The sequence below is a fragment of the Shinella sp. M27 genome (assembly GCF_049199905.1).
Classification (GTDB): domain Bacteria; phylum Pseudomonadota; class Alphaproteobacteria; order Rhizobiales; family Rhizobiaceae; genus Shinella.
Genome location: NZ_JBLZPK010000014.1, coordinates 220,268 through 233,242 on the forward strand (window position 1 = coordinate 220,268; position 12,975 = coordinate 233,242).

The 12,975-nt window shown below is 60.2% G+C and carries 20 protein-coding genes; 4 read left to right on the forward strand and 16 right to left on the reverse strand.

Annotated elements, in window-relative coordinates; all coding sequences use genetic code 11:
• Positions 1 to 164: 164 nt before the first annotated feature.
• The 11 genes from ACOZK4_RS06250 to ACOZK4_RS06300 all read right to left on the reverse strand — a co-directional run bounded on the left by ACOZK4_RS06250 (position 165) and on the right by ACOZK4_RS06300 (position 7,301).
• Positions 165 to 635 carry a hypothetical protein gene (locus ACOZK4_RS06250; RefSeq protein ID WP_421591085.1) on the reverse strand — a complete coding sequence of 157 codons (471 nt, stop codon included), beginning with the start codon at positions 633 to 635 and terminating at the stop codon, positions 165 to 167.
• The gene (locus ACOZK4_RS06255; RefSeq protein WP_421591087.1) at positions 601 to 1,206 is read right to left on the reverse strand and encodes an HNH endonuclease; all 606 of its coding nucleotides are present in this window, start codon (positions 1,204 to 1,206) and stop codon (positions 601 to 603) included. Before ACOZK4_RS06255 ends, ACOZK4_RS06250 begins: the two co-directional genes overlap by 35 nt.
• Positions 1,203 to 1,976, reverse strand: a complete 774-nt coding sequence (locus tag ACOZK4_RS06260) for a hypothetical protein (RefSeq protein WP_421591088.1) — start codon at positions 1,974 to 1,976, stop codon at positions 1,203 to 1,205. The genes ACOZK4_RS06255 and ACOZK4_RS06260 overlap by 4 nt, the downstream gene beginning before the upstream one ends.
• A 275-nt stretch (positions 1,977 to 2,251) precedes the next feature.
• Positions 2,252 to 3,304, reverse strand: a complete 1,053-nt coding sequence (locus ACOZK4_RS06265) for a head morphogenesis protein (RefSeq protein ID WP_421591089.1) — start codon at positions 3,302 to 3,304, stop codon at positions 2,252 to 2,254.
• Positions 3,304 to 3,477 (reverse strand): hypothetical protein, encoded by a 174-nt coding sequence (locus ACOZK4_RS06270; protein WP_421591090.1) that lies wholly within the window; start codon positions 3,475 to 3,477, stop codon positions 3,304 to 3,306. The genes ACOZK4_RS06265 and ACOZK4_RS06270 overlap by 1 nt, the downstream gene beginning before the upstream one ends.
• Positions 3,477 to 3,839, reverse strand: a complete 363-nt coding sequence (locus ACOZK4_RS06275; RefSeq protein ID WP_421591092.1) for a hypothetical protein — start codon at positions 3,837 to 3,839, stop codon at positions 3,477 to 3,479. Before ACOZK4_RS06275 ends, ACOZK4_RS06270 begins: the two co-directional genes overlap by 1 nt.
• The gene (locus tag ACOZK4_RS06280; protein WP_421591093.1) at positions 3,839 to 4,333 is read right to left on the reverse strand and encodes a DnaT-like ssDNA-binding protein; all 495 of its coding nucleotides are present in this window, start codon (positions 4,331 to 4,333) and stop codon (positions 3,839 to 3,841) included. Before ACOZK4_RS06280 ends, ACOZK4_RS06275 begins: the two co-directional genes overlap by 1 nt.
• Positions 4,334 to 4,336: 3 nt before the next feature.
• A complete protein-coding gene (locus ACOZK4_RS06285) occupies positions 4,337 to 4,630 on the reverse strand; it encodes a hypothetical protein (RefSeq protein WP_421591094.1) in 294 nt (97 codons plus the stop codon).
• 61 nt (positions 4,631 to 4,691) lie between these two features.
• Complete coding sequence (locus ACOZK4_RS06290; RefSeq protein ID WP_421591095.1) at positions 4,692 to 5,672, reverse strand: DUF2184 domain-containing protein; 981 nt, start codon at positions 5,670 to 5,672, stop codon at positions 4,692 to 4,694.
• Positions 5,673 to 5,684: 12 nt separating this feature from the next.
• Positions 5,685 to 6,158, reverse strand: a complete 474-nt coding sequence (locus tag ACOZK4_RS06295; protein WP_421591096.1) for a structural cement protein Gp24 — start codon at positions 6,156 to 6,158, stop codon at positions 5,685 to 5,687.
• 3 nt (positions 6,159 to 6,161) lie between these two features.
• Complete coding sequence (locus ACOZK4_RS06300; RefSeq protein WP_421591097.1) at positions 6,162 to 7,301, reverse strand: DUF2213 domain-containing protein; 1,140 nt, start codon at positions 7,299 to 7,301, stop codon at positions 6,162 to 6,164.
• Positions 7,302 to 7,399: 98 nt separating this feature from the next.
• Between ACOZK4_RS06300 and ACOZK4_RS06305 the strand changes: the two genes are divergently transcribed.
• A complete protein-coding gene (locus ACOZK4_RS06305; RefSeq protein ID WP_421591098.1) occupies positions 7,400 to 7,654 on the forward strand; it encodes a hypothetical protein in 255 nt (84 codons plus the stop codon).
• Here ACOZK4_RS06305 and ACOZK4_RS06310 read toward each other — a convergent pair.
• Positions 7,647 to 9,029, reverse strand: coding sequence for a DUF1073 domain-containing protein (locus ACOZK4_RS06310; protein WP_421591099.1), 1,383 nt, complete (start codon positions 9,027 to 9,029; stop codon positions 7,647 to 7,649). The genes ACOZK4_RS06305 and ACOZK4_RS06310 overlap by 8 nt on opposite strands.
• Before the next feature lie 123 nt (positions 9,030 to 9,152).
• Between ACOZK4_RS06310 and ACOZK4_RS06315 the strand changes: the two genes are divergently transcribed.
• Positions 9,153 to 9,629, forward strand: a complete 477-nt coding sequence (locus ACOZK4_RS06315) for a pyridoxamine 5'-phosphate oxidase family protein (RefSeq protein ID WP_421591100.1) — start codon at positions 9,153 to 9,155, stop codon at positions 9,627 to 9,629.
• A 34-nt stretch (positions 9,630 to 9,663) separates the two neighbouring features.
• Here ACOZK4_RS06315 and ACOZK4_RS06320 read toward each other — a convergent pair whose 3' ends face one another.
• Positions 9,664 to 10,995 carry a phage terminase large subunit gene (locus ACOZK4_RS06320; protein WP_421591102.1) on the reverse strand — a complete coding sequence of 444 codons (1,332 nt, stop codon included), beginning with the start codon at positions 10,993 to 10,995 and terminating at the stop codon, positions 9,664 to 9,666.
• 3 nt (positions 10,996 to 10,998) lie between these two features.
• Positions 10,999 to 11,406 (reverse strand): hypothetical protein, encoded by a 408-nt coding sequence (locus ACOZK4_RS06325; protein WP_421591104.1) that lies wholly within the window; start codon positions 11,404 to 11,406, stop codon positions 10,999 to 11,001.
• Between the two features lie 92 nt (positions 11,407 to 11,498).
• On the opposite strand from ACOZK4_RS06325, the gene ACOZK4_RS06330 reads away from it, so the two are divergent.
• Positions 11,499 to 11,930 (forward strand): hypothetical protein, encoded by a 432-nt coding sequence (locus tag ACOZK4_RS06330; protein ID WP_421591105.1) that lies wholly within the window; start codon positions 11,499 to 11,501, stop codon positions 11,928 to 11,930.
• Between the two features lie 28 nt (positions 11,931 to 11,958).
• Here ACOZK4_RS06330 and ACOZK4_RS06335 read toward each other — a convergent pair whose 3' ends face one another.
• The gene (locus ACOZK4_RS06335; RefSeq protein ID WP_421591106.1) at positions 11,959 to 12,258 is read right to left on the reverse strand and encodes a hypothetical protein; all 300 of its coding nucleotides are present in this window, start codon (positions 12,256 to 12,258) and stop codon (positions 11,959 to 11,961) included.
• Positions 12,259 to 12,420: 162 nt separating this feature from the next.
• On the opposite strand from ACOZK4_RS06335, the gene ACOZK4_RS06340 reads away from it, so the two are divergent.
• A complete protein-coding gene (locus tag ACOZK4_RS06340) occupies positions 12,421 to 12,696 on the forward strand; it encodes a hypothetical protein (protein WP_421591107.1) in 276 nt (91 codons plus the stop codon).
• 54 nt (positions 12,697 to 12,750) lie between these two features.
• Here the strand turns inward: ACOZK4_RS06340 and ACOZK4_RS06345 are convergent.
• Positions 12,751 to 12,975 (reverse strand): hypothetical protein (locus ACOZK4_RS06345; RefSeq protein ID WP_421591108.1); only part of this gene is annotated, 225 nt, incomplete at its 5' end.

The following is a 12,975-nucleotide window of genomic DNA, read 5'->3' on the forward strand; positions in this document are numbered from 1 at the left end:
CTACGTCCTTCCCATGCCCGACCAGCCGCTGACCGACCGCGAGATTTTCGCCTTGCTCGACAAGGCCGTTGACCTATTCCGTGGGCAAAAGGCAGAGACCGAAGGCGGTCAGGCCGTGGTGGAGATGTTCATCAAGAACACCGACTTCATTCAGCGGGCGATGCTCATAATGCTGTCTGAGAAGCGCCCTCGAAGCGAGAACGAACCTTAGCCTCGGCCTCAGCGACGATCTGCGGCCAGCGCTGCGCCACGGCATCCACGAAACCGTATCCCGCCTGATTGTAGACGCGGCCTAAGCTGTCTTCGCCGACAAACCCGTAATTCATGCGGGCAGCATAGGCCGCTTGAAATCCGAGATAGACCGCGCCGCCGAGTTCAGCCCCGGCGATCACCATTTCGACGCCGCTATCGGAGAACGTCGCCTGCTCCGGCTTGATCATCGGCATCTCTGCCGTGGAGGCCATCAGCGAGCGCCGCAGGTTGCCGGTCTTGATCGGGAGCCGCCCGCCTTCTGCAACCGGCGTCCTAACTTCGTTTGCCACGACCTGAGCGGCGGTTTGAAATATAGCCTCTGCTCTTTCAAGCTCGGCCTGCCCCCAGTCAGATATCGTTCCCGCGAACGTCCCTGCCGTCATCCGTCAGCCAGCCCCACCGTTTTCTTGAGATGATCTTACTGATGATGGTTTGTGTGACGCCGTACTCCGCGGCGATTTCTTTCTGCATCACCGTTCCAGCGAGTTGTCGAATGCGGAGAACGTCGGAAGCACTAAGGGTTGATTTGCTCTCTATCCACCGCAGGAACGTGCCGTGCGCATGCTTGTCGTCTTGATTTCCTGACCGAGTATCCCACCGAAGATGGGTAGGATTGACGCACGGCCTGTTACCGCACTCATGTGCAGCTTCCATGCCGGCCGATGGAGGTTCGCCGTGGGCTTCCCGGCACATTATGTTCGAAGCCACACACCGACGTCCGTCAACAATCAACGTGCCGTAGCCGTGGCGAGTCTTCTCGAACGGGTAGAAAAGGCAACCGCTGCCATCATACCCAGCGTGCTCCTTTATCCATCGCAAACCCTCGCCTGGTGTAGCGTTACGTCTTCCGGCCGTAGCATCGCCGTGAGCGCGAAAGTGATAGGCATGACGCGAGCAATACCCATGTGCGTGATGCGGCTTCCCACATCCCTCCACTGAACACTGGCCAGTCATTTACTGGCGGCCTCATTGCTAGAGAGAGCGATTTCCACCGCATCGAATACAGCCTGGAGGTCAGACACGTTGGTCAAGCCCGCCGGCGTAAAAACCTTCGTCATCGTGTTGACGCCGATGCTATAGACCTTCGGTACAATCGAGCCATCAGCGCCGAGATACTGGGTCGCAAACTCTACGCCGACCTGAGTGTCCCCAGTGGGCAGGTATTCCGGATTATCTATGGGGAATCCATCCGCGTCAAAGCCAAGGATTTTCGGCTGGCTCATGCGGCGGAACGCTTCGTCCAGCATGCGACCGAGCCTCAGGACGAGATATTCTCCCGCATGCTTCTCACCATCAACGAAACCGTTCTGGTAAGTGGTCTTCCAAGCCTCCTCCAGATTAGCTATGGCGTATTCGATATTCTCTCGTCCGCCGGGAGACAGGGCGGCGAAGCCGTGCGCCTCCTCCAGATCAGCAATGATCGCGCCAAAATCAACGGCAGTTTCCGGCACGACTGTTCCCGTTTCCGGAACAGAGTGGCAGGCATCAATAGCGGCCTGATCTTCCGTGATCTTCTTAGCAAGGTTCTTACCGATAGCCGGATCAGGAGCGCCAGCCACGATAAGCGCCTTGATGTAACCCCAGTCGCCGCCAGACCGGAACGGCGCGAGCGCCGCTTCCGTCAGAAGGACCTTGTTCCTGAGGTTGCTGTTCTCTGCGATCAGCCGTTTGGCTTCGCGCTCCCAGTGAATTGCCTTCAACTCCCAATCTGTGTCGATGCTCATCTTCGTCTCCAATCGTGTAGCTGATTGAAGATTTAACGTGTACATGATATTAAGTCAATAACATGTACACGATTGTAGCGAGCTTTGACAGAAATTCATGTACACGCTAATGCCAAGCGCATGGGGCGAAAGAAAGAATGGACCGAACAGCTACGTCTACCGTTGGCCGAAGGCATGACGGCCAAGATCGATTCCGTCCTCCACGATGGCGAAAAGCGTCTCGACATGATCCGAGAAGCGATTGCCAAAGAGATCGCCGCCCGTGAGCAGAAGTCTTAACGGCCTCGCGACCGCGCATAAGCCTCCGCGAAATCGTACTCGTAATCCACGTCACAGACGCAATTCACGATTTCGGCCGCGCCGGCCCCCAGCAATGTGTCGCCGGGATAGCGTAGCAGCGCACCGGACGGAGATTGAAAAGCCAGATCCATGCCTACAACGATCTGGCCGTTGAGAACCTGATGGGTGTGCCGAACATTCCGGCGACCAGAGCTCCGCCACTTCCGTTTCACGAGGCTTTCATCTCGCCCCATCTTCTCAAGGCCTTGTCGATATGCCTCGTGCTTTGCGGCCATGATAGAGGTTACGGTCTCTGTTCGAGCGATTGTTTCGCCGCGCAGTTTCAGGTTTCGGTCTCGCAGGCGCATCAGCACCTTATCGAGCGTCGCCTTGTCGAGCGGCTTGCCGGCATCAATCGCACGCCGCACGGCTCCATCGAGACGCTTGTCGCGGGTCTTCAGTGTCAGATACTTCCGCATCAGCGCCGGATCGCCCGAGAGCAGGTTGATACGGGTCCGCTCAATCAGCTCGGCTTGCGGAGCGTTGAGACCGATGATGCCGCCCTCGCGGCGCCCTGTCACGCGGCTCTGCCGACCGACGAGGTCGAGTGCGATGGTGTTCGGCCCCTGCCCTCGCGCATAGGCGGATACGATAGTCTCTCGCGCTGCCTCGCGTGTCTGATGCGTGATGTCGGTGATCGCCCTTGACGAGATTTCGCGAATGTTTGCTTCGGCGCCCTGGTTCTGCACATCCCAGCGAAGCACCACGCGACCGCCAAGCGGGTCGGACAGGCGCGGCATGTCTTTGACGACCATGATGCCGCCGGCGTTGTAGGCCTGCCTCAACGCCTCAGCCAGCGGGCGGAACGCTGCTTCGTCGATGTGAAGGGCCTCAATGGCGCCCTCAATGTCTCTCCGCTCCAGTCGCTCCACGATCTCGCGAAGCACGATCTCAGACTTGATGTCTTCGACCGCCTCAAGGAACGCCCGCTCCATTTCAGGGGCGAGCCGGTCGATCAGGTCTAGAAGCTGCTGGCGGAGCGTGGCCATTATTCGGCGGGCTTCTCGCCCTTGCCCTTCTGGTCAGCCTTGGCCGGAGCATCCTTGACCTCAGTACCAAGCCCGAGACGTTCGATCGTCTCCACTTCGCGCGCCGGGATATCCGTTAGCAGCTTGCCGGCCTTGTGGGTCTTGTAGTCCATCGAGAGAAGCGCGTGGGGCATTATGCAATCCTTCCTTGGACGATGAAGACGACATTCGTGATGCCGTCGTAGTTGTTCGGGTCGCCGTTGACGATGCGGAACGCCTTGCCGCTGGCGGTTACGAGGTCGCCGGGCTTAGGCTCGATGGCGAGGCCCATGGACGAAATGTAGATCTGCATGTCCCCGGCGAGGATGTTCGTTCCGTCGATCTCGCGGGCGCTGTAGGCCATCGGCACGAGCTTTGCCGGGTATGGCGTTGCGACTGGATCGCCGCCTTCCACCGGGTCAACCGGGCCTAGGCGCGTCACGGTGCCAGCCTGGCCGTAGGACTTGATCAGCCTGTCCGCAGTGGCCTGGAGGCGGGTGTAGAGAGCGTTCGGCATCAGACAACCAATATCGCCGGCAGCACCGGCATTAGGAACGGCCAGAGCAGCCCCTCTATGGTGGTTACGACGGGCGTTGCCATGGCGATCATGTCCGCAATGCTCGTCGACGAGGACGCGGCGTATTCGATCTGGATTTGCCCGACCTTCTCGCTCTTCACCGCTGCATTACCCGTGACAACCGGCGACAGGCTGCCGGGATTGGTGAGTTCGAGGAAAGCCGCCTCATACGATGCGTTGATGATGGCCACCGGGATTTCACCGGCCGGTATTGCCTCGCCGTAGTACGTAGTGGCGCCGGTCCTGCCCCATGCCCTCTCCTGCGAATAGCCGCCGGTGCGCGTGCCTGAGAAGAACCGCTCGTACCGATCGATCACGAGAGAACCGCGCTGGCGAGCCGCGGTCTTCTGCGGTTCGGTGGTCCCGTCCGGGAAGACGTAGCCGGCAGCCTCGGCATAGGCCGTGAAGCCTGCGTTATCGCCATATCCGGCCATGGCCTACTCCGCCAGCTTTTCGTCGATCTTCGTCTGAAGCTCCTCGGCGCTCCAGCCGTGATAGGCCTTCTTGCCTACAACTTCGAGGTAATCGGCGCGGAGCTTCGCCAAGCTGTCTTCATCGCCCGCCGGATCGCCACCCTCCGAAATCTCGATCACTGGCGAATGCCGCATCGCCTCAATCTCAAAAGCGCTGAGGTCAACCGTGATGGAGCCGTTTGCCGGAAGGATTGCCGGCCCCTTGAGCGTTGCGATGTCCAAAGGGATGCCGGACAGGTTCTTGAGGTGGTGGGCCATCGATCACTCCCTTGAATGGACCCACCCGGCACAACACCGGGTGGGTTTTTGGCTAGGCCGCTTACGGCGCCGGCAGAATGCCGTCGAGGTAGTAGAAAGTGGCCGTGGTCTGGAAATCGAGACCACCCGTGCGGAAGATCCCGGGCACCTGCCAGTTGAGCGGGCCGTCCTGATAGACCGGCAAGAACTGGTGAGGCATCGGAAGGTTGAGCTTCACATAGTTCTCATCGTTCTTGTAGGCGACCATACGGCCACCACCGACGACCGTTTGCGTCGAGGCGGTGCGGAGGAACGGCACGGCCCGGATGGTCAGCTGACGACCCGTGGCGAGTGTGTAGACGTTCGTTTTGAGCAACCACGACAGGATCGTGTCCGCGCCGAGCGAGTTGAACGGCGTCGACGCGATCAGGTTGAACGCCTCTGTCGGCAGCAGGATGGTATCGGCGTATTCCAGGGTGTTCGTCGCGACGTTGATGCCAGTCAGTGCCTGATTGACGTCACGAAGGATCTGGGCCGCGGTCTTGGTCACCGTGCCATCGTTCGCGATCCAGTGACGAGCCGAACCCGTGCCGTCATTCGTTGCCGCAACCGGAGTTACGGCGGCGTTGTTGATCAGGCCGGCTTTGCCCTTTTCCGTGGAGCCCTGAATGGCCAGGTCCCACATGAACTTGGTGTATGCCAGCTTGGCCGCGCGAGCACGGCGCGAGGACAGCGTACCGCCGACCTGATAGACGGTGTTCACTTCCTCGATGTTGTACTGGTAGCCGATCGCCGCCAGGTGGAAGGCGCTCTGCTGCATGGCCTGACCGACGTCGGCAAGCGGGATATCCTTCGCAAAGCCGGACTGCCACTTGGCGGCGCCCGTCAGGTCGGACGTGTACGTTAGGACGCCGGGAGACCACGCAGGGCCGCTGGTATCGACGAATACGAGCCGGCCGTAGTCCCAATCGGGGAACCGGGCTTCGTAAACCTGCTGGTTTACCTTGAACGCCTGCGCCTGGATAAAGGCCAGAGCCTGCGCATCGTTGAGAATGGTGTTCATTGTGCGTGCTCCTTACGAGGCGACCGACAGGGATGGGACCGGCCGGCGGTAGCGGACAACGCCCACAGAGCCGTTTGTTCCGGCCTCCGCGAACTGAGCGCCGGGGATGGTGGCGACCGTCGCGGACTGAGCCGCAGCGGTCCAAGTGCTGTTTGCGAGGTTGAAACGAGCCTGCGCGCCTTCCGTAACATCGGCGCCGAGAAGCACGCCGATAACGCCGGATTCACAGATCGGAACGTTCTCGTACTGAGCATGGTTGTCGCCGACATGCGGCTGCACGGCGCTGGCCTCGGTGATGCCGAGGATGTTCTGTGCCGTCGCGGTCAGGATCACGCAAGTGTGCGCACCCGAACCCGGAACGACGGGAACGCCGAACGGGATGGCCGTTGCACCCGAGTTGGTGCGGGTGATGGTGTTCCATTCCTCCATATTGGCACGACGGCCAACGGCATAGGCGGCAATGGTGGTCGAGAAGGTCATGGGCATGGGTTAAGCCTCCTTGCGCCAGGCGTTGAGGTCGGAGACGCTCTTGTTCCAAGCGTCATCTGCTTGCGTGTGGGCATCGCCGGTCGGCTTCACGCCGTCGCGGACGACCGCGGCGAATGGATCGGGGTTCTTCTTCGCGTCCTCGGCGAGGATGTCGAAGCGCGCGTCGATGTAGGCGTCGGCCTTATCGGCAACGGCCGCATCGCCGAGCTTGGCGGAAACGACTGCCTTGCGGATCGCGGCGTCAGTCAGGCCTTCGGTCTTGACGTCCTTGGCGATCGACTTGGCGACGGTTATGAGGTCCGCACGGGCCTGCACCTTGGCATCGAGCGCCTTTTCGTCGAGAACCTTGGCCTTGAGGGCGTCGATCTCGGCGTCCTTCTTGGCGAGGTCGGCATCCTTGGCGGCAATGGCGGCATCATGTGCAGCCTTCGCATCGGAAAGCGTCTTGGCGGCGTCGGCCTTGAAGGCGTCGATCGCTGCGACGTCGGAAACGGCAACCTGGACGGCCTTGTCGCCCAGAACCACCGTCTTGAGAGTGTCAGACATTGCGTCTTTCTCCTTGGTGATGGGCGCGAGGCCCGATTGATCCTCGAAGGGCGAGGCACCCCATACCGCACCGTCGCCGATGCGAGCCTTTGAACCCGCCCGCGCCTTGTCGACGATCGCGAGGTGGTTGATCTTGATGTTGGTCTGAGTGGCGTTGAACGCCTCGCCGTCGGGCGTTACGCCGTCGCCCCACACCAGTTCGCAGGTGTATCCAGCTGACAGCTCCCGCTTGCCGCTTGCGACTTCGTCGATGGCTGCGGCGTCCTTCAGGATCAGCGGCAGGTGAACCCACTCGCCGTCCTTTTTCGCGGCCGTGCTGACCTCGCCCACGGCGAGTTGCTTCCAGTTGTCCGCCGTCACCGCCTCTGCCGGGTGATCCATCGTCACCGGCGCGTGCGTGAAGCTCTGGAGGCTTGCGTCGGCGAAGACCTGATCGGCGGGGCGATAGACGCGCACGACCGACAGCTCCGGCTTGCCGACCTCTGAGCCCGCATAAAGCTGAATTCCGGTGCGCACCGACCGCGCTTCGGCCACGAGATATCCATCGGCCGTCCGACGTGCGCCGGACACCGCTACAGCGTCGGTGAATTGCATGGTCGCTCCATAGCAAAAGCTCTGCACAAGGCAGGGGCGCTACTCATTGACTGTTTTTTAGAAGGATGCCGCGTGGTCTGCCGGCGTGGAGAAGGTGAATGCTTGATCCGTCTGAAACACCGCTAAAGGTACCGCTTTCACCAGATGATCTCGACGTCCTCGAGGGGTATCTTTGCGCATGGTGCGAGGAGAATGGGGTAGAACGGACCGATGCCGCTGCAAAGAACATCGCGTCTGCCCTGATAAGCTGGTACGAGCAGGACGCTAAATCCCGCAGTCGTGTGCAACTCGATCAAACCGATGAGCCGCCCATGTCGTCAGAGATCGAAGCCCTCCTGAGACAAATCACTTAAGCTTCACCGGCCCTTCGCTGGGCTTGATGTTGGCTGCCGCAGCCGCGGCAAGCTCTTCGTCTGAAGGCTCTTGCTCGCTCAGTTTTCCGTATTGCTCGATCGCGGCGTCGAGACCCGGCAAAACTCCATCCTCGACGAGGCGGTTGACCAGAGCGTCGGACACAGCCTCGCGCGGCACGATCTCCTGCCCCGGCGTCGTTCCCACCAACTGGCGGGCGGCGTCTGCCGTGATCTTGAAAATGTCGGCCCGCTCCTTCTCGCTCATCTGCTCAAGAGGCGCCCAGCGATAGTGGACATCGGGGTCAACCACGCCGGCCGATCGCTCGATGCATTCGTCAAGGCGGGCCATGGCTGGCTGAAGCTCCAGCTCCTGCATCGACTGGATGCGGTCATGGTAGTTCTTCATGTCCGACGTGCCGGTCGAGTTCATACCGGCCGGTGACTGCCCCAGGAGACGCGTGACCGGGATGTCGGCCGCCCCGGACACAATCTGCATGAAAGCCATGAGGATATCAGTCAGGCCGGCGAGCGATGCGCTTTTGGTATCGTACTCCTCTTCCTTGTCGAGAAGGAGTGTCCCGTTGATGCCCTTCGACATGTTCGCGAGCGTGTAACGTTCAATGATTTTCGAGCGATACACCTCATTGTTCAACGAAGCCATGAAGTCCGGAATACGGATGACATCGACCTTCGCCTCGAACACGAGGGAGGCGATATTGCCGGCCGTGCTGTCCGCGTTCTTGATCGCGTCGAGCGTGGACTGAAGGACGCTATCGCCCCAGCCCTGCCAGACGTTCGTCGGGATCTCATCGTCCGCCGGCATCGCTCCGGAGAAAAGCACCAGGCGCGACGGGTGGATCACGACCTGCTGGCCGTTGTTGCCCGAGAGGGTGTAGTCCTTCGGCTTGCCGTACCACTCCGATTCCGGGTCGCGCTCAATCTCGCCCGCGCTCAGTTTCCGGCGCGTGATGACGTTAAGGTAGCGAATGCCGGCCTTGCCAATTCGCTCGACCTCCAAGGGCTTGGACGGGTCGGCATCGCCCGTGCCGATGTAGAGCGCCGCGCCCCCGAACAGCCGGGCCTTCTTCATGGCCTCCAGCACCTTCCCCTTGACGTTCAGGCGCTTCTCTTCCTCCTCGATCGCTTCGATCTGCGGCTTCTTCGCCTGCCAGTCGCGCCATTTGCGGCATGCGTCAAGCGCCGGGATGTCCACGATCTTCCGCGGCAGCCATGCGGTGCTGTAGGCGGCGATCAGTTGATCGTCCGTCATTACCGTGTGCGCATAGAAGGTCGTCGCGGCCTTGTCTCGGTCGGTGCCCATGCGGGACACCAAGCTCGTCAGGCTGTCGCGAAATAGTGCGATAACATTTGCCATTCTCGGGCTTTCTGCTCGGAACGTCTGTGTGGGTTCAGGTGTTTAGGCATCCCGATCGCTGAGGCGGCCTGTACCGGCACGTCTTTGCAATATTGGCCCGCCATCACCTCGAAAGGCACCCAAATGACCGACGAACACGAATTCGCCGACAAGTTCTGGAAGTCCATCCGCTCAGATATGACCGCCATGGTCGGGACTAAGGACGTCCATCCCAAGCCCCTCACCGCTCAGTTCGACGGCGATCGCAAGTCCATCTTCTTCTTCACCGCTAAGGGCACTGAACTCGCAGACAGCGCGTCGTCGCCCGTCCCTGCAACGCTTGTGTATTCCTCGAAGGGCCATGACCTCTTCGCGACCGTTCAAGGCACGCTCGAAATTGATAACGATCCGGCCCTCATTGATCGCCTGTGGAACCGCTTCGTCGCCGCCTGGTTCGAGGAAGGCAAGGACGATCCCAAGCTCTGCTTGCTGCGTTTCGAGCCCGCGGATGCTGAGATCTGGAAAGACGCATCGAGCTTTGTCGCGGGCCTGAAAATGTTCCTCGGCATGGGAGATCCCAAAGAGGATTACAAGGACAACGTTGCCACCTTGAAGCTTTAACCGCATTTCCCAGGAGGCCGGCGCAGTCGGCCTCCTAAACATTCTCGAGCGTGTAGCTGGAACCTCCGAGCATCAGTTCCGTCAGAGCCCAGACGAGAGCGTCGGCTCGGTCAGGCGATCCTTCACCGAGGTATCCGGAAGGCGTGAAGTTGCACATCTGGTCCTCAAGGTCAGGGAAGTCCCCAACGTGATGAACCTTGCCCTGCTCGTAGAGGGCGCTGATCGGCTCGGCTCGGACTGCTTTGCCTCGGCTTGCGACCACTTCCTTAAACGCCGCCTTCTTGTCTGCTGTAGAGACGGTGAACCTGACCATGTCTCCACCGAAGTTGCGCTCGCCGATGATCCGATGCGCCTCATGGCGGTGGTAGAGTTCAACGGCGCGGCGTCCCCATCCTTCCGGCGACATCTGGCAGGTGCCGTCCTCGATGATATAGCCATGGCCGTCGACGCCGAGCCCCGCGACGACGATGCCGATATCGTCCCCAGCTCCATCGCCACGCGTGCCTGATGGGTCAACTGATACGACGATGCGGCGCATCTCTGGCAACGAGGCAACGCGCAGGCTGTCTATGCCCGGCATCGTCTTGCCGTCAGGCGCCTTGCGATCCTCCAGAGCCCACAGTGCGCCGCTGACGTCGCTCGCCCATTCGCCAGCCTCAAAGCGCAGTCGCTTGGCTCCGGACATCGAGGCAAGGACGTCGAAATACTCGGCCGGCAGGTTGTCGACGTTGTCGGCAGGGTTGACCTGCATCTCTACGTAGTCTTCCGGCTTAGCCAGCGCCTCCTTGGTGCCTGGCTTCATCTTTGCCCGGAACATCTGGTAGCTCCAATGGAGCTTGGATGGCGGGTTGCAGTCGAAATAGGCCTTCAGCGTGAGGAAGGCACGGCCCGTGGCCAGAGCGATCGCTGGCGCCAGTTTGCATTTCTGCGCCAGACGAGACATCGCCGTTTCGACCGAAGCCCATGGAATTTGGCTGCTCTCGTTGAAATAGAGAGTGGCGTATTCTTGGCCGAGGATCTTTTCGACCCTCTCCTTGTCATCGAGGCCGCCAATCCAGATTTCCGAACCGTTCGGCAATTCGACATAGAAATCCGTCTTGTCGAACCTGACCTTAAGTGACGGGAAGCAGAGCGACAGGACCTTGGGTAGAGTGTCGGACCACACCGATGTCTTGGCGTGGTTGAACCGGAAGCGGAAGATGACGTGACGAGAGCCGGGAGCGTTGATAGCGCGCTGGATGAGCGCCCGCACCAGTACGAAAGTCTTGCCTGAGCGGGAACCACCCCTGAGCATGATGTTGCGGGCCGGGCCGGCCAGCAGACGGTTAGCCTCTCGCTGCTTCTCCGTAAGCTTTGCTGGTTCCATGCATCACAGATTGGCATCCTCTGCCAAGACGCTGATTGCGATAGGCGAGCCGTTGGGGCCGGAGTGTTCCACAGAAGCCAGCTTGGCGTGGACGTACGGTGCAGCATCGCGGGCAGCGTCCTGCGCCATCTGGCGGAGCCCAGCGGTCTTTTTCACTTCGGCGAGCAGGAACTTGAACTGTTGCTCGGGCGTGGCGTCACTCGGGACCTTGTCCGAGAACTCCTCGGCCGTGAGGCCTTCGAGGGTTGCTTCGGCGTCGAGGGCCACCTGCTGGAAGTGCCGCATATTTTCGAGCATCACGTCGAGCGGCGACATGCCGGTCGCAAGCGAACGCTCAGCGACCTCTCTTGTGCGCTGAGTAATCGCGCCGGCGGGACGGCCGGCGCCGTCACGTTTACCGCCACGGGCCATTTTGATTTCCTTTGATTAAATTCAAAGATTGAGACACGTTCTCATGCCGGGCATTTTTCAGGACTGGCAAGGGCTAACCTTGGGAGGGGCGAATGGATTGGGCAGGGGCCTTATCGGCAGTAGCGACCGCAGTTGGTGTGGCAAAGGACCTGCGGGAAATCGACAAGGGCCTTGATCAAGCCGAGATGAAAGCAAAACTGGCGGACGTGATCAGCAACTTGGCTGATGTTCGCATTGCACTTGTGGATGCACGGGAGGAAATGCGCGCCAAGGATCTCGAGATTGCCCGGCTAAAAGAGACCTTCGCGTTCAAGGCCACTTTAGTCGACGTCAGGGGATTTAAGTTCGAAACGCTACCGGACGGGACGCCAAAAGGGTTTCCATTTTGCCCTCGTTGCGAAGTTAGCGCAGGAAAATTACACCGCTTATCAAGGCCGAAATTTGGTAGTGACTTAGCATGCCCCGAATGCAAAACACCGTACGGAGATGCTCCAGAATATTATTGGGAGCAGCCGGGCAACTAAGCCCGGCTCTCGTTTCAGGCATGCGGGATCAGCAGCGACTTCGGACCTCGATGAGGTTGAGGCGGATGCCGGTCGCGTCGGCGATGTTCAGGCGCGCATCGGTCGGGAGAGAACTTCGGCCGGCGGCGGCGCTGATGATGGCAGCCGGGGCCACGCAGGTCAGCGCGACGTGATCGTCATAGACCTGCAGGACGGCCGGGGCATCGAGGCTGGCCTTGATCGGCTGATAGATGCCGGGGTCAGGCGGCGTGGCCGCGATCGACGGTGCGGCGAAAGACAGGGCCATGGCCGCAAGGGCGAGGCCGGCACAGACAAGACTTCGGATCATGCGCATGCTGGTTCCTTTCTGCTGGGGTGGAGGGGTTAGGTGGCAATGGACGGCTGTGGAAAAGTCGAACAACTATGGTTTCTGGCGGTTTCTGCCGGAAACGCTTGACCGAACGCTCGCCGTGTATTGCGATCTCCTTCTCAACCAAGAAAGGAGACTGGCATGCCCGCATATATGATCAGTTACGACCTTCGTAAGGTGAAGAACTATGACGCCCTCATCAAGGAGCTAAGAGGATGGGGCTGCATCCGTCCGCTGAAATCCTTCTGGCTTGGGAACCTCAAGGGGAATTCGAATGATATCGTGACATTGCTGCGTAAGCACATGGATGGCGACGATGGTATCGTTGTCTGCGAAATCAAGCCGACTAATGACTGGACTTTTGCCAATCCAGAGGAACACCCCGCCGCTTGGTTCAAGAAGTTTGTCGGGGGCTAGTAGACCTCACGTGCTTTCTGTCGCGGCTATGCCGTATGGGGTCGGGAAGGAGGCCTACTCCCCCTCTCCTGCGGAGGAAATCTTGTAGTTCGCCCAGACGGTGCGTCCTATTTCCTCTTCGGTGGCCCAATCGGCCTCGGAATCGTTGAGCAGCGTCAGAAAACCACTGTTTGCCTCGATCTCATCCGGGCTACGGAAGCCTTGCTCGCACTCTTCACAATGTCCGTATACATCGCCGGTATCGACCTCTCGGAAGAGGAACAGCCGACCATTCCGACA